This is a genomic window from Ignavibacteriota bacterium (assembly GCA_016707525.1).
In the GTDB taxonomy this organism is placed as follows: Bacteria; Bacteroidota; Ignavibacteria; order UBA10030; family UBA6906; genus JAGDMK01.
In genome coordinates this window covers 78,403-101,803 of record JADJHP010000015.1, presented here as the reverse complement: position 1 = coordinate 101,803, position 23,401 = coordinate 78,403, and the positions used below count along the sequence as shown (strand labels likewise).

General features: G+C 61.5%; 16 protein-coding genes. 4 read left to right on the top strand and 12 right to left on the bottom strand.

Going from position 1 to position 23,401, the window contains the following annotated elements:
• Positions 1–3 precede the first annotated feature (3 nt).
• The 4 genes from IPI01_19300 to IPI01_19285 form a co-directional block, all read right to left on the bottom strand.
• Positions 4–678: a hypothetical protein gene (locus tag IPI01_19300; GenBank protein MBK7259902.1), complete on the bottom strand. Its 675-nt coding sequence runs from the start codon at positions 676–678 to the stop codon at positions 4–6.
• Positions 656–2,443: a TonB-dependent receptor gene (locus IPI01_19295; GenBank protein MBK7259901.1), complete on the bottom strand. Its 1,788-nt coding sequence runs from the start codon at positions 2,441–2,443 to the stop codon at positions 656–658. Before IPI01_19295 ends, IPI01_19300 begins: the two co-directional genes overlap by 23 nt.
• Positions 2,440–3,234, bottom strand: coding sequence for a TonB-dependent receptor (locus tag IPI01_19290; GenBank protein MBK7259900.1), 795 nt, complete (start codon positions 3,232–3,234; stop codon positions 2,440–2,442). Before IPI01_19290 ends, IPI01_19295 begins: the two co-directional genes overlap by 4 nt.
• A 99-nt stretch (positions 3,235–3,333) precedes the next feature.
• On the bottom strand, positions 3,334–4,440 hold the full coding sequence (locus tag IPI01_19285) for a hypothetical protein (protein MBK7259899.1): 1,107 nt from the start codon (positions 4,438–4,440) through the stop codon (positions 3,334–3,336).
• Between the two features lie 371 nt (positions 4,441–4,811).
• On the opposite strand from IPI01_19285, the gene IPI01_19280 reads away from it, so the two are divergent.
• Positions 4,812–6,284, top strand: coding sequence for an MFS transporter (locus IPI01_19280; protein MBK7259898.1), 1,473 nt, complete (start codon positions 4,812–4,814; stop codon positions 6,282–6,284).
• Positions 6,285–6,410: 126 nt separating this feature from the next.
• Here the strand turns inward: IPI01_19280 and IPI01_19275 are convergent, their stop codons facing one another.
• The gene (locus IPI01_19275) at positions 6,411–6,956 is read right to left on the bottom strand and encodes a hypothetical protein (protein ID MBK7259897.1); all 546 of its coding nucleotides are present in this window, start codon (positions 6,954–6,956) and stop codon (positions 6,411–6,413) included.
• Positions 6,957–7,147: 191 nt separating this feature from the next.
• Between IPI01_19275 and IPI01_19270 the strand changes: the two genes are divergently transcribed.
• Together IPI01_19270 and IPI01_19265 are read left to right on the top strand one after the other, a co-directional pair.
• On the top strand, positions 7,148–8,341 hold the full coding sequence (locus IPI01_19270) for a hypothetical protein (protein ID MBK7259896.1): 1,194 nt from the start codon (positions 7,148–7,150) through the stop codon (positions 8,339–8,341).
• Positions 8,328–10,454, top strand: a complete 2,127-nt coding sequence (locus IPI01_19265) for a hypothetical protein (protein ID MBK7259895.1) — start codon at positions 8,328–8,330, stop codon at positions 10,452–10,454. The genes IPI01_19270 and IPI01_19265 overlap by 14 nt, the downstream gene beginning before the upstream one ends.
• 201 nt (positions 10,455–10,655) lie before the next feature.
• Here the strand turns inward: IPI01_19265 and IPI01_19260 are convergent, their stop codons facing one another.
• The 7 genes from IPI01_19260 to IPI01_19230 form a co-directional block, all read right to left on the bottom strand.
• Positions 10,656–13,055, bottom strand: a complete 2,400-nt coding sequence (locus IPI01_19260) for a N,N'-diacetylchitobiose phosphorylase (protein MBK7259894.1) — start codon at positions 13,053–13,055, stop codon at positions 10,656–10,658.
• A gap of 67 nt (positions 13,056–13,122) precedes the next feature.
• Positions 13,123–14,415, bottom strand: a complete 1,293-nt coding sequence (locus IPI01_19255) for an MFS transporter (GenBank protein MBK7259893.1) — start codon at positions 14,413–14,415, stop codon at positions 13,123–13,125.
• Between the two features lie 241 nt (positions 14,416–14,656).
• Positions 14,657–15,382: a DUF4328 domain-containing protein gene (locus tag IPI01_19250; GenBank protein ID MBK7259892.1), complete on the bottom strand. Its 726-nt coding sequence runs from the start codon at positions 15,380–15,382 to the stop codon at positions 14,657–14,659.
• Positions 15,375–16,196, bottom strand: coding sequence for a methyltransferase domain-containing protein (locus tag IPI01_19245; GenBank protein ID MBK7259891.1), 822 nt, complete (start codon positions 16,194–16,196; stop codon positions 15,375–15,377). The genes IPI01_19250 and IPI01_19245 overlap by 8 nt, the downstream gene beginning before the upstream one ends.
• Positions 16,197–16,241: 45 nt before the next feature.
• Positions 16,242–18,299 (bottom strand): oligopeptide transporter, OPT family, encoded by a 2,058-nt coding sequence (locus IPI01_19240; GenBank protein ID MBK7259890.1) that lies wholly within the window; start codon positions 18,297–18,299, stop codon positions 16,242–16,244.
• A 54-nt stretch (positions 18,300–18,353) separates the two neighbouring features.
• Positions 18,354–19,013, bottom strand: a complete 660-nt coding sequence (locus IPI01_19235; protein MBK7259889.1) for a DUF4412 domain-containing protein — start codon at positions 19,011–19,013, stop codon at positions 18,354–18,356.
• Positions 19,014–19,017: 4 nt separating this feature from the next.
• Positions 19,018–22,020, bottom strand: a complete 3,003-nt coding sequence (locus tag IPI01_19230) for a S8 family serine peptidase (GenBank protein ID MBK7259888.1) — start codon at positions 22,018–22,020, stop codon at positions 19,018–19,020.
• A 243-nt stretch (positions 22,021–22,263) separates the two neighbouring features.
• Here IPI01_19230 and IPI01_19225 point away from each other — a divergent pair, with 243 nt between their 5' ends.
• Positions 22,264–23,397 (top strand): hypothetical protein, encoded by a 1,134-nt coding sequence (locus IPI01_19225; protein MBK7259887.1) that lies wholly within the window; start codon positions 22,264–22,266, stop codon positions 23,395–23,397.
• The last annotated feature ends 4 nt before the right edge of the window (positions 23,398–23,401 follow it).

Here is a 23,401-nt window from a genome sequence, read left to right as displayed (position 1 = left end):
CCATCAATCCTCCTGCAAGCCCTGCAACGATGGACCGTGCACACGACGGCCACGCAAACCGGTACGGCCCCACCGGTAAAATACCGTGAACGGAGTCTCTTCGATGATCACGGACTGTCGTTTCTTGAAGAGCTTCACTCGTGCCGAGATCGTGAATCGCACTTTGTATGCCGTCACTTCCACCCCCTTCTCCTGGAAGACCGTGTCTTCGTCCGCTGCAGAGATGAAGGTGCTGTCGCCGGAGAACCTGTGGGGCCATTGACGCAGGATCTCGAGCGGTTTCGTCGGCGGAATGGCCAGAAGGTACCTGATCAGCATCGAGGGGTCCTGGATGTCGTCCTTCGTCGCATGGATCGTGTCGCGCCGCCCGGGGTGGCTTGACTGAAAGATGACCACCTCAGCCTGGACATCTTCAGAATCAGAAAGGACCTCATCATACTGGTTCGTGATCATGATCTCCACTGCGCCATCGGTTCCCACCGGCGCGCCATCCCTCGACAGCAGCACAAAGCCGTTCGCACCCACCCTGAGTGCGAGGGTACCGGTCAGAACCTCTGCCGGTTGCACAACCGGCGGTAACGACTCGTCGCACTGTATGCCGGCAAGTCCAATCGTGAGGAGAAGCAGGACCCGGAGGACCGAGGACGCGCGGACCTCAGAACGAAACCTGAAATCCATACCTGATCCTCCTTCCTATGGTATGCCCTGAAGGGTCCGACAACTCTCCCCCTTCTCTGCCATTCGAGTCCATCCAGACCGTATTGTATTCGTTCGTCACATTCCGCATGTCCGCATACACGCTCACTTCGGCGTCCGGCCACCACGCGAGCCGGAATCGTTTCTGGATCTTGAGGTCGATGTTGAAGAATTCCGGCATGCGCGCGTTGTTCGGGACGAAATCCCCTCCTCGCACGGGTGCAAAACCGGTCGCCGTGGGATAGTCCGTGTAGGGACGCCCGGTATGCCAGTGGGCCACGAGATCGAGCTTGAAGCCATCATCCGACGCGAACATGATTGTTGCTTTGACCGTATGGCGCTGATCCCAGCTCAGGGGATAGGTCCGTATATACGGCTTGAAGCCATACTGCGCCAGATAGAACCCATCGAAAGCGCTTCCGCTGCTGGCTTCGGTCACCATGTAGGTGTACGACATCTCCCCCGTGAGCCACGTTCCCCGCTCGCGGGTGACCACGATCTCGAGTCCCGACGCGCTTGCCTCAGGTACATTGACGAACTCCGCGAAGCCGAATGTCCCGGCGAGCTTGCTGTCGCCCGTGATGAAGGTCTGCGTATCGATGAGGTTGGATGTTTCCTTTTTGAAATACGCCGCCGAAAGGACGACACCATGAGGCAGCGCATACCGGTAACTCAGTTCCCACTGTGTGGACCGCTCGGGTTCGAGGTCGGGATTTCCCGTGAGTGCAGAGAAGCCCCTGTTGAGCGCGATCCTGTCGATGCCCGTGTACATGTAGTCGAAGAGCGGATTCTGGAAGTAGAATCCGAGATTGAAGAAGCAGTAGCTGTTCTCCGTCACCTGGATCCCCAACCCCACGCGTGGACTGAACCGGAATTTCCATTGTGCAGGAATGAACGCAACGCCCGTCGCCGCGCCGAGGGTGTCCCCGCTGAGCGTCGCATTGATAGAAGGGCGACTCGCGCGGGGATCGAGGAAGTCGAAACGGGCGCCGAGATTCAGCAAGGAACCGTCCTTCTCCATGACGTCGATCTTGTCGGAGACATACACACCACCGTTGGCGGGAGCATATGCGTACGATGAACTCAGGTCCAGTTGGGGCAGGTCGACGAGAGGACGTCCGAAGTAGGTCTTCCGCGGCTGGAACTTGATGATGTCCGAGGTCAGACGATGGAAGCTCGCTTCTCCACCCATCTTGAAGAGATGGTCCGGAGAAGGCTTCCACGTCCCGTCGAATTTCACCGTCGTGGTATTCTGACCCAGGCGGGCCCGGAGAGCTTCTTGCCCGCCGATCACGTACTGCAGGAAGAAGTCATACTGGAAGGGGTCGTTCACCGGCACATCCTCGCGGGCGATGTCCCCGATGCGGGTCCGGGCAGAGTAATGGCTGAGGATCAGGTTATAGAAAAAGCTGGAGGACACCGAGTGCGACAGGATGGCGGCAAGCCGGTAGGTGGTCTTCTGTTCCGGCGGCAGGCCATTGAGGTTCAACCGCCAGCTGAAATCATAGTCGTACCAGTCATGGTAGAAGTACAGCATCTGCACATTCAGCCGGAGCGTCGGCGTGAAGAGATACTCGAGCTTGCCAAAGCCGCTGATCTGCTGATCGATAGGCTCCTCGTAGAATCGCTCGAAGTCTTGCCACCACCTCGTTCCGCTCACGATGCCATCAAGGCTCACGGTGTAGAACAGCTGGTCCGTGAGGATCGGGCCGGACGCTGTGAGCTCTATCTCTTTCTCCTTGCTCACCTGCGTGCCCCGAGGAGATCATCCGCCGATGCCCGGAGGAGCATCTGATGTGCATTCGTGCCGGTCTTCGTGACGATATTGACAACCCCTGACAGCGAGTTGCCATACTCAGCTTCAAACCCCCCGGTATAGAAGCTCAAGCCAGTGACCGCGCTCGTCGGCAATGTGAGCCCGAGTCCTCCGCCCATGAGGTCCTGGACAAGGACCCCATCGACAAAATAGCTCACTTCTGTGTTCTTCCCACCTCTGACATTCCCTTCGAGCGTTGTGCCTGCCTTCAGGCCAACGACCTCCGTTGGGGTTGTGAGGGGGAGGTCTTTCAGGTCGGCACCGCTGATGAAATAGGAGGAACTTGTCACATCCTGACGAACCAGAGGGGCTTCCTGATACACCTCGACCTCTCCGAGAGGGATCTCCGTCGGCTCCAGCGCTTTGGCGAGCCTGGTGCGCAGATCGGCGTTCACCACAACTCCTTTGACGACGAGGGCGCGATAGCCCACATGAGAAAAGCGCACCTCGTAGTTCCCGGCCGGGACATTCTGGAATTCGAATCTCCCGTCGCCGTCGGTGATGGTACCACGCCTGAGAGCGCGGAGTTCTACGACGATCCCCGGGATGGTTTCACCGGAGCGGAGATCCTTCACCGTGCCTTCGAGTATCCCCGCCGTTCCGGCAAACGCGGTGTGAAAGATCAGCGTGGAAAACAGGAGGATCACGAGAGAGACAGTGTGGACGGTCGATTCATCCAGCCCAGTGTGTGGAGCAGCGGTTCGTCCCGGTTGCATAGCCATGATTCCGATCCCGCGTTCGGGGTGAACGATCATGCAAGAGATGCGTAGTATCGCAGCGCAGAGGCCGCACCTGCACTTCAACGACGCGACCCCGCGAGCTCACCGGCGATCGTACGATCCTTCTTCGCCCACGAGTTCTGCCACACGGCGCACCCGGGACTCCAGCGCATCAGGAGGGACCTGATCGGCCACGCCCAGCACGTAACGGGGCGACGACCGCATCACCTGCAGCACTTCGCGCACGTGACGGTCGAATTCTTCGTCGCTCACCTTGGCGGTGAAGTAGATGCCGGGAACGCCTCCCCAGAGGACCGTCCCCGCATTGGCTGCCAGCGTTGCCCACTCTCCGATGGGCAGATCGCCCACCGGCGCGGGAGTCATCGCCTCGATGACCCTTACACCGGTCGACGCTTCCTCACGCAACAGTCCCTTCAGGGTACCGTCCATGTGTATGAATGAGGACTTCCCTGCCTTCGCGATCTCCCCGAACCACTCTTCCTGATACGCCCGCATGTACTTCTCGAAGAGCCGTGGCCCGACCATTTCTGCGGACAGATTTTCCGGGATCATCAATACTTCCGCCGGGCTCTCGACGGCGATGCGCGCAGCACTGTCGAACGAGGCCTTCATCACCGCAAGTGTCTCCGCGAAACCGTCGGGATCCGCGGCCTCCGCGAACGTCACCGCCGCGATACCGGCTTCGAGGGCAACCAGGTGCATGAACGGACTCTTCGGGAGATAGCACAGGAGAACGCCCTGGTCGCCGATATGCTCAAGGCGCCTCTTCCCGAAGTCGTAATCCGGTTCCCATGCCGTATGGGTGTAGACGTAGCGCAACGCGGGCAGGTCATCTTCGGATTTCACCAGATGTTCGATGGGAGCTTCCGCAAAGGACTCGGGAAGATACTCCCAGATCTCCCGCAGGTTCCCGTGGGGGGTAACGAGTTCGCGGAACCGGCGGTTGCCTTCACGCCAGAGGCGTTCTTCGAGGTCATACACCGCACGGAACGGAAAATACCCCTGGAGGTAGAATCCCACACCGAGAGAGCGGTGCCAGTCGATGTACGCTGCCGACTCCTTGAAGCCGTCAGGTTTCTCTCCTCGTGCGATGAGTGCCGAGGCCCAGTAGTCGAGGTCGCCGAACCACGGGACCCGATCGGGCCGCTTGCCCTGCAGGAGGTTCAGAATTCTCTCCTGGGGGGTCATCGATCCATTGCTGTACACTGGTGGGAGTCCTTCGCTCTCTGGTGTTGCCGCCCGCCGCCCGGCCGTCGCTCAGCGACCGGCCCGTACGTTCCACCCGTCGGCCATGTGGTACTTGATGTCATCGGGGAACAGATCGAGAGCCGCCGGGGTATCTGGACGGAGATGTGGTTTGTGCGAATGAACATACCGAATCCTCCTACCATCCACAACGAGAAACCACCCGATGGGGGCGGGTTCTGGCGTGCGCCGGGGAAGGCCTGCGATGAAACAGCAGGGAGAACGAATACTCCTCGCATTCCTCATCATTGTGCTCTATATTGTGCCGTCGTCCCAAACGCCTCACCCCCTGTGCATCACTCCGGAATCCCTGCATGTCCACTCCAGCTCTTTCCTGTTCACGCACCACCATGGTCGGCTATTCCATCGGCGAGTGCGGCAATTCCCTCGTCATGAACTCACTGTTCGGGTTCGCGATGATGTACTATACCGACGCGCTCGGACTGCCGCATGCGCAGGCCGGACTCGCCATGGCCGTCGCCGTCTTCTGGGATGCCATCACCGACCCGGTGATGGGGCACATCTCCGACAATACGCGCAGCCGGTTCGGCAGGCGGCACCCGCATTTGCTCTGGGGTGGGATCGCCACGATCCTCACGTACGTGTTCCTCTGGCATGTCCCCACGGCGTTCACCGCGAACACCCAGATGCTCTTCTGGTATCTTGTCGTGATCAACCTGCTTCAGCGTACCGCGATCACGGTCTTCTACGTCCCTTACGTTGCGCTTGGATTCGAGATCTGCACGGACTACAAGGAGCGGGTGACCCTCCAGGGGATCCGCTCGGCCATCAACATGCTCTCCAATCTCCTCGGCCCCGGCCTCGCGTGGGCGATCTTCTTTGCGAACAACGAAGGGGTCCGCGCGACATCGGTCCCGGCCAACTACCTCACCATGGGGATGAGCTTCGCCGCGGTCTCCCTGGTCGCCTTCCTGCTTGTCGTGTTCGTCACGCGCAAGCACATCAAGGACAGCCGGGATGCATCCACCGACGGGAACACCATCGCAGCATTCATCAAGGACATGCGGGAGATCACGTCTGACCGCCTCGCACGGTACGTCCTCCTCTTCACGATCGTCGTCTGGGCCGGTATCGCCTTCGGCAGCTCCCTGCAAATGTACCTCTACGAACATTTCATGAGATTCACCGGCATAGAGAAGACGATCGTGCATGGAGGGTCGATGGCCGGATTCGGCGTCGGTTCTCTCATCGCAACATGGCTGACCACGCGTTTTGAGAAGCGCGGCGGCGTCCTCTGGGGCGCACTCCAGACGATCGGGGCCAATGCCGTTTTGACGGTACTCTTCCTCCCGGGGATCCTCGTCCCCGGTCAACATGCCACCGTATTCTCGCTGGACATCCCCATATCATTCGTGGCCTTCGCCATGTTCCACATGACGTATTGGATGGGCAACGGGATCATCTTTCCAACGGTCCTCTCCATGATGGCCGATGTCTCCGAGATCAACGAGATCCATACTGGCGTCAACAAGGATGGCGCGTACGCTGCCGTGTTCAGTTTCGCCCAGAAGGTTGCCATCTCTCTTGCGGTGCTGGGCAGTGGGTATGTGCTCGAATTCATCGGCTTCATCCCCGGCACCGAAGTGCTCCAGTCGGCACCGACTCTGTGGAAGCTGTGCGCGTGGACCCTCCTCGTCGGCCCGGCGATCGCGCTGGTATCGGTGGGAATGATCCGCGGTTATCCGGTCACGGGTGCAATGCTGACGGACATTCGGAACGGCAACGGCCGATCCGCAGCACCATCGCCTGCTCCCAGGAGCACTTGACTGTCCCCTGGCGGTTCAGTACCATACTCCCTGAAAACAACCACGGATACCTGACAGAAGACGAGGGAAGACGCGAAGACTTCACGTCGAAGCCCGGCACTGCCGGGCTTCGACGTTCCAGAGAGGTCAGCCGATCACCACAACGCTGGCCATCTCCTCCCGCTGCATCAGAAGGAGATACCATGACACCACCGTCAGCAGGGCAAGCCGCATCCTCTCAGGCTCCCCGAAGCGGATCTCCACACTCCCATGCGTCTTGAAGAGATCCCGGAGCGTCGCCTTTTCACCCCCGATGTGTGTCATCATGAGGCAACGCCCGGCCGGGTCGATCAGCTTCGCCCCGTCGGTCCACCAGCCGGATCGCTGCCATTGATAGTGCTGTCCATCATGCCATGCGATGATCCGATCCGAGGACATCATGGGGCCGGAACACTCTGCAACGAGAGCCCCGGTGGAACCATCCCGGACCAGGACCCGTGGCTTCCAGAACCCCTCGGCGCGTATGATCCACGAGCCGAAGGTCGTCGCCACGGTCGCCTCCTGGCTGCACCATCCACCCCGGGAAAGGCGGGCAGCTTCCCCGGCGGGGGCCAGGAGAGAGAATTCATGAGATGAAGTCGCAGATTCGCGCCAGGTAAGGGTGGTGGGGGTGTTCCAGCAGGTCGTATCCATGCTCACCTCCTCTGTAGTTGATCGCGTGAGGTTCACCTTGAGATACGGAACTGCCATGACCGGGTTGTGGCGGCAATGTTACCATATCGTTATGTCCGAAGAGCCCGGCGCGCAAAACAATAGCTCTTGCAGACGAAGCCAATAATTCTTTCATTCACAGACCCATCACCCGTTCCATCCAGGAGCACCTTATGCGTTTCATCTGTTGTCTCACCCTTCTCTTGTGTGCCGGAGCCGTGACCGCATACACCGGTAACACCGTTGTCAACGGGTACGCCCGGGAGGTCAGCGGCGAACATCTGGGCTACCGCTCGTTCCATCCCTATGCCACCACGTCACTCCTCACACGCTGCGTTGACGGAAAGAGCACGATCCGCTGGGACACCGATCCGGTGCCCGCGAACGCCTCCGGCGACGCCATAGAATTCGTATGGGTAGCAGCACATTCCAGCGGCACGAGCGCCGCCGACGCCACGTTCCATCTGAGCCTTAACGGCTCCGAGACCCTCAGCTTCACGACGAAGAAGGAACAGCCGCTCCGGCAATGGACCGTGAAAGGCAGGGATGGCGTCACGCTCTCCTTCGATACGAAGTGGGAAGATTCCGTGAACGACCTGTACGGCTACATGCATTGTACCGTACCCATGAAGCTGCTCACGAAGGGGCAGCCCGTCACATTCGGTATCACCGGCGAGAACGCGAACCGGCGCGATTGGTACATGACATTCAAGTATGCCATCCGGGATTCCCTCGCGATCCAGCCCCAGCCGGCCATCCTCGCCGGAACGAATGGGAATAAACAGATCATCGATGTGCTGTTCGACGTCATCGAGCCCGCATCCTCTGCGAAGATCTCGGTGCCCGGGCAGGAATCCATGAATGTGAAGTTGAAGCTCGGCTTCAACCAGGTGCAGTTCACGGTGGACGCGGTCACCGTCCCCACGCCGGTGCGCGTCATGATCACACGGCCGGGCCACCCAACCTTCGCGCAGGACGTCATCCTCAAGCCCGTCGCCCACCGCGAACTCTGGATGGTCCACCACTCACACAATGACATCGGCTATTCGGACCTCCAGGTGGACGTCGAGAAGAAGCAGCTGAAGAACCTCCGCGACGCGATGGCGCTCTACCGGAAGACCGCATCGTATCCCAAGGAGGCGCGCTTCAAGTGGAATTCCGAGATCATGTGGGCCGTCCAGAGTTTCCTGGAGACGGCAACGGAGGCAGAGAAGAAGGAATTCATCGCGATCGTGAAGGAAGGCGGGATCGGACTGAACGCGTTCTATACCAATCCGCTCACGGGGGATCGCGCGGCCCGAGGAGCTCATCAGGATCACCGATTTCGCCCGGAAGATCGCCACGGAGTACGGCGTGACGGTGAATGATGCGATGATCAGCGACATCCCCGGCGGCACGTGGGCCACCGTAGCGGGACTCGCCCAGGCCGGGATCAAGTATTTCTCCAGCGGCCCGAATTTCATCCCCGGCCTCGTGGGTGGGGGCGACCGTGTCGGGCACTTCAACCGTACGTGGGGCGACCGGCCGTTCTACTGGGTCTCACCTTCCGGACAGGACAAGGTCCTCTTCTGGGTGGCCGGACACGGCTACTCGGCATTCCATGGCGGCACCGTCGGGAAGTCGGATGCCGAACCCGCAACGAAGGTCTTCGCGTACATGCGCGAACTCGACGCACAGAGTTACCCCTATGACATGGTCCAGATGCGGTACACGATCATCGCGGACAACGGGCCGACCGACCCGGACCTGCCGGAGTTCGTGAAGAAATGGAATGAGAAGTACGTGTCCCCGAAATTCGTCGTCTCCACATCGCGTCAGATGTTCGAAGAATTCGAGCGCCGCTGGGGATCGGTGCTCCCGTCGTTCGCCGGCGATATCACGCCGTACTGGGAAGATGGTGCACTCTCCACGTTCCGCGAGCTGGCGCTTGTCCGGCGCTCGTCCGAACGGCTTGTGCAGGCAGAGGCACTCGCATGCATCACGGGTACGCCGGTCCCCCCTGCGGCCCAATGGGACGATGCATGGAGGAACGTGCACCTCTCGACCGAGCACACCTGGGGTGCCCACAACAGCGTGAGCGATCCGGAGAACCCGTTCGCAGTAGAGCAGCTGCGCGTGAAGATGGCGTATATGACGGACGCTGATAAGAAGTCGCGCGCGATCTTCTCCCAGGTGCTCGGTGCAACCGCGGGCAATGCCGTGGATGTGCTGAATACCTCGTCCTGGGAACGCACCGACGTCGTGACCGTCTCGCGTGAGCAAAGCGCTGCAGGCGACGTCGTCCTCGGCCCGGATGGCCGCGCTGTCCCCTCGCAGCGTTTGGCCAGCGGCGACCTCGCCTTCCTCGCGCGCAGCGTGCCGTCACTGGGCTCCTTCCGCTACACCATTGTTGAAGGGAAAGCACCAGCCGCGGGTGGCGTGCGGGTCACCGGCAACGTCGTGAGCAACGGCATCCTGACCGTGACCATCGACCGCACTGCCGGGACGATCACGAGTCTGAAGGACCGCTTCGGAATGGAATACGTGAAGACCGGCGAGGGTTCCGGATTGAATCAGTATCTGTATGTGCCAGGGAAGGATCCCGCGAAGGCACGCACGTCGGTGGGTACATCCTTCCAGATCGTGGACAACGGTCCGCTGGTTGCCACGGTGCGTGTGACCTCGTCTGCCCCCGGATGCCGTTCGCTGGTGCAGGAATACCGCATCGTGGACGGACTGGAACGCGTGGTGATGGTGAACACCATGGACCGCGAGAAGGTGCGGGAGAAGGAAGCGGTCCACTTCGGCTTCCCGGCGCAACCCGCGGAAGGGACGTTCCGGCTGGATGGCAGCTGGGGGATCATGCGGCCGGGAGCGGACCAGCTTCCGGGATCCAACATGGAGTACTTCTCGACGGGCAGATGGTTGGACCTTTCGAACCAGGACCGCGGACTCACCTGGGTGACGGTCGAATCGCCCCTCGTGCAGCTCGGCGCGATGGTGGATGAGTCGCCGGATGCCCGTGGCCTGCGTCAGTGGAGGACCACGTTGCCCGCCGGGACGAATTTCTACTCCTACGTGATGAACAACTACTGGCATACGAACTACGCTGCCGATCAGCCGGGGCCGGCGACGGTGACGTTCGCCCTGTACACGCACGGCATCTTCAATGCTGCCGATGCGTACCGCCGCGGCGTCGAGCAGAACCAACCTCTCATCGTGCGCACAACAGCGGCTTCGTCCCCCCTTCCTCTCACCCTGTTCAGCGTGTCGGTTCCGGGGGTCGCGGCAACGTCCGTCAAGCCGAGCGCGGATGGCAAAGCGGTGATGGTGCGCCTCTTCAATTGCAGCGGCAAACCCGAGAACTTCTCTCTTCAGTGGAAGGGACTGCGGCCGTCGAAGGTGTACCGGAGTTCAGTGTTCGAGACGAAGGAGGGTGAGGCCGGCGAAGCATTGTCATTGCCGGCGTTCGGGATCATGACACTGCGGTGTGAAAAATAGGCGGCACCGGCGGAGCGCTATCCATCCGGTGTCGGCTGTTGTCGTGGCGCATCCGGTGTTGGCTGTTGTCGTGGCGCATCCGGTGTTGGCCTTTGTAGGGGCGGTGCATGCACCGCCCTGTGGCATGAAAAAAAAGCCCGGAAGAGATTCCGGGCTTTTCAATTACGAACTAAGAAATCTTAGTTCTTCATTCTTAATTCATCACCCCATAACCACTTCTATCGTGTTCACCGTGCCGGGTGCCTGCACGGGGACCGCGCAGCAGACCTTCTGGCCGTTGAGCGTCACGCTCTTGACGCCTTTTTCGACGCCCGAGGGGTTCTTCACGGCGATGTGGTACGTGGCGCCGCGCCATTGCCTCGTCACTTCGAAACCGGGCCATGCCGCCGGGATGCACGGATCGAGCGTCAGCGCATCGTACCCCGGACGGACGCCGAGCATCCAGTGCGTGGCGGCATAGTACGCCCACCCGCCGCTTCCCGTCAGCCAGGGATGACGCCCGCGGCCATGCGCCGTGTGGTCGCGCCCCATGACGAACTGCACATAGGAGTACGGTTCCGCTTCGCGCACCTCGACATCATCATTGTGATTGTACGGCAGCAACGCATCGTGGAATTCCATCGCCGTGGTCCCGCGGCCGAGTTTGCACGCCGCCACCCAGGCCCAGGGGTTGGGATGGCTGAAGATGGCGCCGTTCTCCTTGATGCCGCGGTAGACACGCGTCACATAGCCGATGTCATCGTCCGGCTTCGTGAACGCCGGCCACACGAGATGGATGCCGTGTTCTTTCGAGAAGAGGTGCCGGTAGATCGCATCCACAGCCATGTTGCCGCGCTCCGGGGAAGCGGCATCGGAGAGGACCGCGAGGCTGTTGCTCTCGAGGAAGATCTTCCCTTCCGCATTCTCCTTCGACCAGATCTTGATCCCCTTGCGGGTGAAACCGCGGATGTACCACTCGCCATCCCACAGTTCACGCTCGCAGGTTGCGCGCACCGTCTCGGCCATCGCCGTGTACGTTGTCACATCCTCCGGCCGCTTCAGGAACGCCGCTGCTTCGATGAAATACACGAGTGCCCAGTGGTGCAGGAACGAGACCATGGCGCTCTCGCCGCCGCCCAGGTTCAGACAGTCGTTCCAATCGGCGCGCAGGCCTTTGCAGATGCCGGTGGCACCGATCTGTTCTGCCGAGAAGTCCAGGGCCCGCTTCATGTGCTCATACACCGTCCCTTCGCCTGTGTCGGCGAACGGCACCACATGATCGAAGAACGCAAGGTCGCCGGTCTCTTTCACATACTCACAGATCGACGGCACAAGCCAGAGCGCATCGTCCGAGCATGTGTCCTTGAGGCCATGGATGATGTCGGAGATGTTCGGTGTCGGCACCACGGTAGGCAGCTTCACGCCGGGGAGCTTCTCCTCGCGCGGCTTGAAGACGTCCGGATCGAAGAGATGCAATCCGTACCCCTGGCTCACCTGCCCGTGCAGGAGTTCGAGGATCCGCCCCCGCACGGCATCAGGATTGGTATGCGGGACCGCCATGACGTCCTGCGACGTATCACGGTACCCCAGGCCGGTGCGCCCACCGACCTCAATGAAGGATGCAAAGCGCGACCACACGACGCAGGTCTCGGCCTGAAGCAGCGTCCATGTGTTCAGCATCGCATTCATGCCGGCATGCGGGGTGGAACACTGGAACATGGCCCTCTTGGCTGCCCAGTACTTCCTGAGGCCATCGAATGCCGCATCCACGGCAGCAGGCTGCGCATATTTCTCGCGCATCGTCGCCCCGGCCGCCCTCGGGCCCACGCCGAGCATGAAGAGCAGCCGCTGCTCCGCGCCCGGGGCCAGGGTGATGCGGCGATGGAGCGCACCGCAATGATTCCCGCCGAGTTCACTGCTGCCGCTGCACACCCCCTTCACCACCGCCTGCGGATCGGTCTCCGTACGGTAGACGCCAATGAACCGGTCGCGCAGACAGTCGAAGCTGTCCGGCGTGCCGTCGGTCGTGAAGTAGTGGAAGGTCCACGGCTCGTAGAAGAAATCATATTCGATGATGCCGTCCTTATAGCTGGACCCGCTGGCATAGAGCGACATCTGGAGGTTCTGGTTGTCGATCTCGATGTGGTGGAACGAGAACTCGACGTAGGCGAAGACACTCAACCGGCGCGGCGTGGACCCGGTATTGCCGATCACGACATCCCAGAGCTCGACATCGTCGTCCACGGGGATGAAGACCGTCTGGCGTGCGTTGATGTCGCGGTACTGGCTGGAAAAGCGGGTATAGGAAAGGCCGTGGCGGACCTCGTACTTCGCGCTGGCAAGGTCTTTGCCGACCGGCTGCCAGGACACGGACCAGAATTCACCGGTATCATCGTCGCGGATATAGACGTAGTGTCCCGGGCGGTCGAGAGGGACACCATTCTGGCGGAAGCGCGTGATGCGGTGATGTTCCGCGCTTTTGTAGAAGGAGTACCCGCCCGCATTGTGCGAGATCACGGTACACAGGTCCTTCACGCCGAGGTAATTCGTCCAGGAGACCGGAACATCCGGCTTCTCGATCACATATTCACATCTGTCATCATCGAAGTAACCGTAACGCATAAGCGATCCTTACACTATGTTCAGTTGCGGCGGCGGAGAGGCGCGCACCACGATCTCTTCCTGCACATCACACCTCTCCCCCTGCAGTCCCTTCTTCAGCCGCGACGTCGCGGAACGGCACCAGCCATGTGACCACAAAGGATGGGATCGTTGCGATCACCACCCAGATGAAGAACTCGCGATAGCCGAGCCAATCGCTGATGAACCCGCTGAGCATCGAGGGGATCATCATGCCCAGGCTCATGATGCCGGTCGCGAACGCGTAGTGCGCCGTGCGGTACTTTCCCGGGGCGATCTGCTGCATCATGAACAACGTCAGCCCCACGAACCCGAACCCGTAGCCGAAATATTCGAAGACCACCGCCGCGCCGATCGCAAGCAGATCCGTTGGCTGGAGGATGGCAAGGAAGGCATACACCGCGAACGGGATGTTGAAGAACGCGCACAGGATCATCAGAGAACGCCGGAGGCCGCGCCGTGCGGTGAAGTACCCGGCGAGGATCGATCCGAGGACGAATGCGGCAACGCCGAAGGTCCCGTAGATGATACCGATCTCCGAGGTCGAGAGCGCCAATCCACCCTGCTCACGCGCAGCCTTCATGAAGAGCGGCACGATCTTCACCGCCTGCCCTTCGGCGAAGCGATAGAGGATGATGAAGGCGATCCCGGCCCACACGTGCTTCTTCGTGAAGAACGTCCGGATCACATCCCTGACGGTCCGCGCTGCATCGGCCGCCGTCGGCCGCACGCCCGCATCGGCACCTGCAGGGAGGAAGCGCGAGTGGTACAGGCTGAGGATCAGCATGATCGCGCCGAACACACCCATGACGATCATCCAGGCATTCACGACGCCGATGCTGGTCTCGAGCTGACCGGCGATATAGACGAGGAGTCCCTGCGTGAAGATCTTCGCGGTGTTGTACGATGCCCCCTGCCACCCGACGAATTCACTTTGCCGTTTCTCCGAGAGGACGGAGATGTACAACCCGTCGGCAGCGATGTCGTGCGTGGCCCCGTTGAATGCGATGATCGCAAAGAGCGCCAGCGAGTATTGGAAGAATGCGCTGAGAGGGAGGGAGAACGCGAGCAGGGCGAAGCAAACACCGATGACCGACTGCGTGAGGACGACGAACCACTTCTTGGTGCGGAACATCTCGAGAAGCGGGCCCCACAACGGCTTCAGGGTCCATGGGAGCATCACCAGCGAGGTCCAGAAGGCGATCTGAGCGTCGCTGACCCCCAGACCTTTATACATGAGAGTAGAGACGGTTGCAATGGCAACGAAAGGCAGCCCCTCAGCGAAATAGAGGGTCGGGACCCAACGCACGGGTGATCCGCTCTCTACGGAGGTGTGGGACATGTGCCAGCCTTTCGGGGATGATGCGTGACCGCGATCGGGGAAATGACGGGAGCGCCCCGGAAATCAGAGCGCTTCAGCGAATGACGCACCGGGATTAATTTGTCTTTCCAAACAACTAATAGGGTTAAATATGCTCTCTATAGAGCACAAAGTCAAGAAGAGAATTGTACCGCTCCAAAGCACTCTGGCCCGGATCACACCGGGCCAGGGAAGCAACACGATCGTATACGGAAGAGATACCTTACCCGTGTGTTGGCGCAGTAATATCCCGTTTCTGGGCCTGCTTTACCATGATCTCGTGCACGACCCCCGCTGCCAGAACCGCAGCGGGAATGGTCAGCGCACTTGAAAGTGCATCGAGCTGTGTCACCAAACGAAGATCCGCCGCTGTCGTGCCCCCGTCAAGCACCACGCGCATGACGATGGTCGCCATGAAATTCATGATCAGGTACATTCCCCACCACCACCCCACAAGCGGTGAAACGCGGGCGTTCACCCAGCCCGGGCCCGGCCTCACCCCGGGGTCACTTGCACGCCACAACTCTTTCATGACCTGGTAGGGACGCACGAGGTTGAGGAACGGGACAAAGAATCCCCACACCGCCCACCCGGGTGAATACGCCGGCCCTTCCATCCCGAATGCCGGCACATTGTTGTAGGCCCGCCGCATCCACGTCAGGAACAGGATCCCGGTGGTCACGATGGACCCAAGTTCCATCATGCCGATCACGAACTGACGGTTGTCATTCGCCTCCACGATCTCCTGGGGGACCTGGACGCCCTGTTGGATCTGTGCAAGGAGCCGCTGCTGCAGCAATCCGGATCCGAACGACACGACGGACAGGACGGCGATGCCGATCAGAAAATTGATGAGCCAGTGCGACAGTTCCCGGATGGGCCGGTAGCTGTCATAGACGCTGAGTGGAACCAGGATCGGTCCGGCCTCTGCGGCGCGTTCATCAGCCATGCCGTTCCCCCACATTCCGCGCGCGTTGCAGGAGGCGGTCGATCGTATCGTCCGGCCGCGGCCCCTGCATCAGTATCCACTTCCAGTGTTCCTCGGATTCAAGCTTCACGACCGACCGGTACGATGCGAGGAGTGGTTTGAGCAGCGCCTCTTCGGAATCCCATTCCACCGCCTCGAATGCTCCCGTCCCACCTGCAGGAACAAAGTCGTACAACGCATACCCTTCGGGCTTCAGCACACGCCGGTGCTCGCGCAGGAAGCCATCGAGATCGAACGCGTGATCGAGACAATTGCTGTAGATGAGGTCCACCGTGCCCGGTGCGTTCTCCATTTTCATGAAATCGCCCGGGCGGACCAGCGGATTGTCCGGCCCCGGATTCAGATCGATGCCATAGGCGTTCCGGAAGCCGATATCGCGCAGCACTTCCACCTCGGTCCCCTGCCGGGCCCCCGCGCACACGATCACGGCATCGGGAGCGAGATACGCCGGCAGATGCCGGAAACGGCGATAGAACCTCTCCCGGTATTCGAGGATCTGCTTCCCGGTGAACCCGCCCTTCAACTTCAGCATCTCCGTGAACTTCTGCTGCTGGTGTGCCACGTATTCATCGTAGGACGCGTAGTCGCGGTAGTGCAGATCCCCCGCGTGCTCTTCCTTCCATCCCCCACTACCGTGGTGTTTTTCGCGGACCGGATGCCGGTCGCGTTCGTACACGTACCCGGGGTCCTGCTCGCGTCGCAGCCTGCGAACGATCTCCGTGGTGCCGGGTATGATGCGGTACCGCAGGTTCCTGAGAAGATAGGTGAGATGCACCGCATCCTCCTTCATGAATGATGGGCAACAGCCCCCGGGCAGCGGCTAGTCCGCCTGCTTCAGCGGGACCCGGACAAGGACAAGCGCAAGGATCCCGATGGCGACGAGGCTCAGCAGATACGACGGCTGTGCGAACAGATGCGGGAGCCCGACCTCCGCGAACGCGAGCCCGGCAAAGAGCAATCCGAGCAACGCCTCGCCTGCGATAAGGCCGGAGGCGAGCAGCACGCCGATATTGTCGATCCGTTCCTTTGCCGCCCCTTCCACCTTCCGGGCGGCGAGCAACTTCTCCAACGCCCCTTTCATCAATCCGCCGGCGAAGATCGCGAACGTGGTGTCGATCGGCAGGTACATACCCACCGAGATGAGCATGGGGCTCTTCACCTGCATGAGGATGAGGGCAAGGCCAAAGAACACGCCGGTGAGGATCAGGATCAATTCCGCTTTCGCTTCCACGATCCCGCGCGTCACCACGGCCATCAGGCTGGCCTGCGGGGCCGGCAGTCTCTCGCCGCCGAACCCGGCCTGGGTCCCCAGTACATCGTTCTGTTGTTCCGGGGTGAGTGTCCGCACTTCATCCAGCGTGAACATCTTGCCCATCATCGTGGGTTCATTTCCTTTGTACATCACGGTGGTCGTGCCCGCCTGCTGGAGCCGTTCCAGTTCTTCCCCCACGGCGCGCTTCAGATCGCCCAGATGGAGCAGCGACAGCACCAGAAACATCACCAGTGATGCAGCCGTGACGCTGATCATGTCGCCCACCTGCATCTTCCACGGCGTACACCCCAGGATGTGTCCGGCCTTGAGGTCCTGCATCATCTCGCCTGCCACCGATACGCTCGTGCAGGTGAAGGCTGCAACGCCGAGGACCGCGGCCACGGCCGGCTCGCCGCTCATGCCGAGGGCAAGCATCAGGAACGCGACCACGATGAGGACCGACACGGTGAGGCCGCTGGTGGGATTGTTGCTCACGCCGATGATGCCGACGAGGTAACCGGACACCGCGGCGAACACGAAGCCGAGCACGAGCATCACCACGGAGGCGACGCCTGCCGGCATCCACGCTCCGGCGAAATGCTGGAAGATGAAGAACATGACCACCAGGATCGCGCCGAATGCCGGCAGCGACCACCGGAGCGAGATGTCACGGTCGGTCCGCAGGACGGCCCCGCCACCTGCCGAATGCCGCAGGTAGCCTACGGAGCGCGTGATGCCGCTGACGAGGCTGCCGCGCATCTTGTAGAGCGTGTAGAACGCACCGGTGAGCATGCCGCCGATGGCAATATAGCGGACCGTCCCTTTCCACACTGCGGTCATCTCCGCCGCCCAATCCGTGACCGCGCCCGGGTTCTCCCGGTGCATGAAGTAGGCAATGACCGGGGTCAGCAGGCCCCACGCCAGCACGCCGCCGCTGAAGTTCACTGCGCCGAGTTTCGGCCCGATGATGTATCCGACCCCGAAGAACGCGGGGTTCATACCGGGCGCGCGGAACAGGAGCGTCCCCTTCGTCAACTTGAGGATCCACTGCCAGCCGGAGGCAATGACCTTGAATTCCACGAGCGCTCCAAAGAGCGCCCCGAGTCCCATCCCGCTGAAGAGGAAGCGCGAATTCTGGGTGCCGCCCTGGCCGGACTTGTGGATCTCGGCCGCAGCGATGGATTCCGGGAAGGGCAGCTCGCGGTCCTCCACCAGCACGCGCCTGAGGATCGTCACGAACATGATGCCGAGAATGCCGGCCACCGCAAGCACGATCGTTGAGATCACGTAATGGTTCATGGAGAAGAACGGATTCCAGACGGACGCGATGAAGAACGCGGGAAGCGTGAAGATCGCGCCGGTGGCGACGTTCCCTCCGATCGATCCGACCGTTCTGGTCGTGTTCTCCTCGAGCAGGGTGCCCTTCACCGTCTTCAGCACGGCCATCCCGACCACCGCGGTGGTGTAGGTGGCGGCGATGGTCATGCCGGCTTTGAGGCCCAGGTACGCGTTGGCTGCGCCCATGATCATGGCCAGGAACACGCCGAGCACAACGGACCGGGCGCTGAATTCCTTCATGGTGGATTCTGGTGGAACGATCGGGGTGTGGGGAGTCGGGGTGGACATGGGACCGGATTCCTTGAGCGTGTGGCGGTTGGATCGTTGCGGTGGATGGTGCAGCTATTCTACATCGGCAGCCTTCTGTTTCGCATAGCCCTGGGGTATCTCGAACAACGCGGGATCCAACACCTTGCGTTCGATCCTGGTGACCTCCTGCGATTCCAGCTCCCGGCCCTCGTAGGTGGTCGTGGAGAACAATGGAAAGAGTCCGATGGCCGCGATGACGTCATCCGATGCGGGCCCCTGGCCATTGTCCAATGCATCGGCGAGCACCGCTGCCAGGTCCTCCAGCCCCCGCGCACCCCAGACCTCGGTCCGCATGTCGCTGCGCGTGACGATCACCTGCTCGCACATGAAGCCGAGGAGTTTCTTCGTCTTCTTCGTCCGCTGGACCACCGGCGCGTCCTTCTTCTCCCTGGCCCGTTCATCGTTCACGCCGCCCTGCGGGACGCGGATCTCGAAGTACGTCCGGCTGGCAGCATCGAGCATCCAGGTGACCTTCCGGTCACGGCGGAAGATCGCGGTCGATGCCGGCATGCCGGCGAACGAGGGCACCTCCACACGCACCATGGACTTCTTCACATGGATGGTCATCTGGTATACTTGCGGCGATCCGCCATCATCCATGCTCCGGTTCGCACTGACGATCGTACCTTCGAACTGCGAAGCGGCGTGCACATGAGCGACAGCAATGATCAGGAGAAGCGCGAGCGATCGCATGGGTCTACCGTACAAGGATCATGGGATGGGTCAGCCGGACGGTTGTCCCGCCGGAGACAGGAACTGCATCAAGCACACAGATGTACACACCGCTCGCGCGGCCACGCGCATCGAATTCCACCGTGTGCTCGCCCGGGCCCTGCACGCCATCAGCAAGGACAGCCACTTCCCTCCCCAGCATGTCGAACACCCGGACACCGATGCGGTATGCGGATGCTCCCGGAACGCGGTAGGTGATGCGTGAACTCCCGTTGAAGGGATTGGGATAGTTGCGCAATACGGCGAAGCCCGACGGCACGTCGCCGGAAGGCCCGTGCGCGATGCCGGTCACGACGGGGGCTGTATATTTCAGGATCTCGCCGAACGAGGTGACCACCCATCCGGCCGTCGTATCAACGAACGACAGATGATTGAGTGAGCCCAGGAACGGGAACAGCGACTCGGTCGTCCACGCACTTCCCTCATTGCGCGAGCGGAACGGGTCGGCCGCGGTGATGAACCACACGGACTGTGTGCCGGCCGGCGCCGCGACAGCATAGATGTTGTTCGTGGTCGCAGACGGTAGCGCGGCCCAGTTCTGTCCGCCGTTCGTCGTGCGCACCACGTAGCCGCCGTCATGGATCGCGTACCCGGTGAGCGTATCGCGGAAGGCAACGCCGAACGAGTTGTTGGAGCCGGTGGATCCCGACGACCAGGACGCACCACCATCGGTGGTCCTCCAGACCTTGCTATGATTCGTCCCGAACCATCCGTGCTGCGTGTCCGTCCACACGAAGGAGTTGTTCCAACCCGCCTCACCCGTGGTCCCCTGCGGCTCGGCCGCCAGGTGTGCCCACGTCCCGCCGAAATCCGTGGTCTTCAGGACCACGAACTTGCCATCGCCGGGCGGATCACCCTGCGCGTATCCCGTTCCATCCGGGAACATGCGGATGCCATTGATGAACGGACTCTGCCTGCCCGGATAGGATTGCCGGTCCCAGCTCGCACCGCCGTTCGTTGTGGCAAAGATCTTCCCATCGCTGGTGCCAGCCCACGCACGATTCGCATCAAGAGCGGACAGGCAATAGAGATCCACATTCTGAAGATTACCGGTCCGGTCCGACCAATTCGCGCCCCCATCCGTACTTCGCACGACCATGGGCAGTGTCGCTGTGCCGCTGCCGCCGGAGGCCCACACGACGGACGTACTGACCGCGCACACGCTGAAGAACGCCGCATCTGCGCCATCGAGCTGCATCACCCACTGCGGCAACACCGGGAAGAGCATCGCGGAAGCAGCGAACCCGTCACCGTTGGCACCGTCGATCGTCCACCGCACGGTCAGGACAACGTTCGTCGCAGCAGTGACAGCGCCGACCGTGAAGCGGAATGGCACTGGCTGGATGGTCTGGCCCGACGCAAGGGACGAGACCGGGCCCGGAGCGTCGAGAGGGGTCACGAGCGCATGGGATGAAGCAGAAGCGAACGAGATAGTGGATGCTGTCAGGAAGAGCGGATTCTTCAGCGTGAGCGACAGCAGGATCGTATCACCGGGGAGAAAGAATGTCCGGCCACTCATCGACAGGACCGTTGCTTCGGTCACTCCCACCGCAGGGTTGTTCTCCGTGAGTGCGCGGGCGAAGTTCGCACGGCCTTTGCCGAGAAGGCCGGCGTATCCCGGGTTCGCGGCATCGATCGGGTCGGCGGTCGCACGGATCTGCGCGGCGATCTGTTCAGGTGTGAGTGTTGGACGAGACGACTTCAGGAGTCCCGCGAGGCCCGCCACGAGCGGACTCGAGTACGACGTTCCGCTCCCGCCATTGCCGTACCCGCCACCGACGAACGCGCTCTCGATGTTCACTCCCGGCGCGAACACCGGCACGTTGGTGCCGTAATTCGAAAACGAGGCACGGGCATCGCTGGCGGATGCCGTGGCACCGACGGCGAGTACGCCGCGATAGCAGGCCGGGTAGTGCGGGGTCGAGTCAAGGTTCACGTTGTCGTTGCCTGCCGCAGCGACCACCAACGCACCGCCGGCGGTCACCGAGGTGATCACCTCCTGTTCGAAACGCGAATATCCACCAAGGCGTCCCCAGCTGCAATTGATGACCGTAGCACCGCGTGCCGCGGCATACACGATGCCCTCATAGCCGTACGCGATCGAATTGTCGGCGGTTGACGAGGCGGCACAGACCGGCAGGAGCGCGCAGTTCCAGGACGACCCGGCCATGCCGACGCCGTTGTTTGACGCGGCACCGAAGTGGCTTGCCGTCGCCGTGCCGTGCGCATGGCTCTGAGGCATCGCACTCAGGCCGGATGGATCGTTCGTGCCGTTCGCGAAGTTCCAACCCACCACATCGTCGACGAATCCGTTCCCATCGTCATCGATCCCGTTGTTGTCCGGGGCATCGAAGAGGCCGTTCTTGTTCACATCCTCGACCGTGTTGATGCGGACGTTCGGGAGAAGATCCTCATGCTGCCAGTAGGTCCCGCCGTCAACGGTTGCGATAAGGACCGTCGACAGCCCCTTGGCCGCCGTCCATCCCGCGAAAGCGTTCAACTGGGTGAAGGCGGAATTCTGACTTGCAAGCAGCGGATCGTTCGGTGTATCGTACAGGGTATGGAGATAGCGTGGTTCGGCATACTCGACATCGGGTGAGCGCGCGAGGCGTGCGGCAACGTCGCGGGGATCGGCATCCGCCGGGATCTCACAGGCAAAGATGCGGCCGAGGGGCGCGAGGGACGCGGCACGCCGGCTGTCGGGAGTTGCAAGCACCTGGGGAAACATCTGGCGGGCGGAGACAACGCCGGCTTTCCGGAGAGCGCTGCCCGGCACGGCCCGACCTCCCTGTACACCGGTGGTCGTGGCCGACGAGCCTTCACGCATCGCGACGATAACGACACCGGGCACGACACCTGTTGCTGTGCCGGGCTCCCTGCCGCTGCGCGCGGGCGCACCCGCGATCGCGGCCGAGGTCATGCACACCATGACACACCAGAGTACCCTGCCGAACCCATCCCTGAACATACCTGGCCTCTTCACGTGATGCGAGCTGCATGCGGAATATCCTTAAAGAAACGAATGTTCATCCGCGAATGCAAGTAAGCTCCGGAAGCCCGGGCAGGACCTTGACTTTGTCGGAGGTTTTGAGTACTCTTTGGTTACTCTACTCACACACCCACGCATAGAAGAGGAACCGGCACACTCGGCGTTGGTACTGCAGCTGTTCAAGGTCCAAAAGAATCACATCACCAGCGCTCGGTGAAGCACGTGCGAAAAGCATTCTTCGTTCTTCTTGTCGCGGCCCTTTCGGGCTGCGAAGAAAACCCGTCCACTGTTGCAGACCTGACGGGAACCTCCCCTGTTCTGGAATCGGCCTCTGCCACACCGGCGGCATTCGATCTGGATGCCCTGCCGCAGCAAGGTGGCGTGTACCGCCTCTCCGCGTACATCGCCGCATTGGTCTCCGATCCCCAGGGAGTTTCCGATATTCGTGAGGTGCGATGGACATTGTACTCCCCTTCCGGCACATCGGTGATCGCCACCGGAACGATGCAGGCCGGCGTGACCGGGAACAACGGCCTGACCCGGGACTACAGCACCGCGATCACATTCGACGCCACCCGCGCCCTCAGAGGTGCGTACCGCGTGGAGCTCACGGCCACGGACGGCTCCGGCTTCCGCAGCACGACCACCAGCATCTCCCTGAACGTACGCATCGGTAATGCCTCACCCACCCTCGCCCTTGCGGGCGCCCGGCAGATCAGCATGTCCGGCGACTCCGCCCTCTTCGCGCTCAGCGTGCAGGCATCGGATTCCAACGGCCTGGGCGATGTCGCACGGGTGACGGTCCGCGCACGCGCGAGCAAGGATTCGTCCGCCACGCAGTTGTTTGACGACGGCACCCGGGCGCATGGCGACGCCATTGCCGGCGACGGTATCTTCAGCGCATACCGCTGGGTCCGCCCCACCACGGTCGTCTCCGCTATTCTCTTCGAATACACCGGTGTTGATGCCGGTGGGAGGCAGAGCAACGTCCTCCTGCGGTCGGCGAACAATGAAGGGCCACGGTTTGCCGCCCTCACGGTCCCCGCGACCATCACCCGACCGGGCAGCGGGTCCATCCCCGTCTCCTTCTTCGCTGCGGTCACCGATGCGAACGGACGGTCGGACATTGACTCGGTGTATTTCATCAATCTCAGTTCGACCAGTCCGACGATCATTTCCATGTACGACGACGGCGATGTGACGACCCACGGCGATTCGGTCGCCGCGGACGGCATCTGGTCCCGCCGCCTTTCGATCGATGCAGCGACCTCGACGGGAGCCAAGACGTTCCGGTTCTCCGCAACCGACCGCGCCGGGGCGCGGGCGGATTCCACACGCATCATCACCATCAACTGACCGC

Bases quoted from the DNA above. Each gene is read 5' to 3' on its own strand.
- IPI01_19280 (MBK7259898.1), top strand. From the start codon at position 4,812: ATGTCCACTCCAGCTCTTTCCTGTTCACGCACCACCATGGTCGGCTAT.
- IPI01_19290 (MBK7259900.1), bottom strand. From the start codon at position 3,234: ATGGCTATGCAACCGGGACGAACCGCTGCTCCACACACTGGGCTGGAT.
- IPI01_19230 (MBK7259888.1), bottom strand. From the start codon at position 22,020: ATGTTCAGGGATGGGTTCGGCAGGGTACTCTGGTGTGTCATGGTGTGC.
- IPI01_19275 (MBK7259897.1), bottom strand. From the start codon at position 6,956: ATGGATACGACCTGCTGGAACACCCCCACCACCCTTACCTGGCGCGAA.
- IPI01_19235 (MBK7259889.1), bottom strand. From the start codon at position 19,013: ATGCGATCGCTCGCGCTTCTCCTGATCATTGCTGTCGCTCATGTGCAC.
- IPI01_19270 (MBK7259896.1), top strand. From the start codon at position 7,148: ATGCGTTTCATCTGTTGTCTCACCCTTCTCTTGTGTGCCGGAGCCGTG.
- IPI01_19285 (MBK7259899.1), bottom strand. From the start codon at position 4,440: ATGACCCCCCAGGAGAGAATTCTGAACCTCCTGCAGGGCAAGCGGCCC.
- IPI01_19250 (MBK7259892.1), bottom strand. From the start codon at position 15,382: ATGGCTGATGAACGCGCCGCAGAGGCCGGACCGATCCTGGTTCCACTC.
- IPI01_19255 (MBK7259893.1), bottom strand. From the start codon at position 14,415: ATGTCCCACACCTCCGTAGAGAGCGGATCACCCGTGCGTTGGGTCCCG.
- IPI01_19240 (MBK7259890.1), bottom strand. From the start codon at position 18,299: ATGTCCACCCCGACTCCCCACACCCCGATCGTTCCACCAGAATCCACC.
- IPI01_19300 (MBK7259902.1), bottom strand. From the start codon at position 678: ATGGATTTCAGGTTTCGTTCTGAGGTCCGCGCGTCCTCGGTCCTCCGG.
- IPI01_19260 (MBK7259894.1), bottom strand. From the start codon at position 13,055: ATGCGTTACGGTTACTTCGATGATGACAGATGTGAATATGTGATCGAG.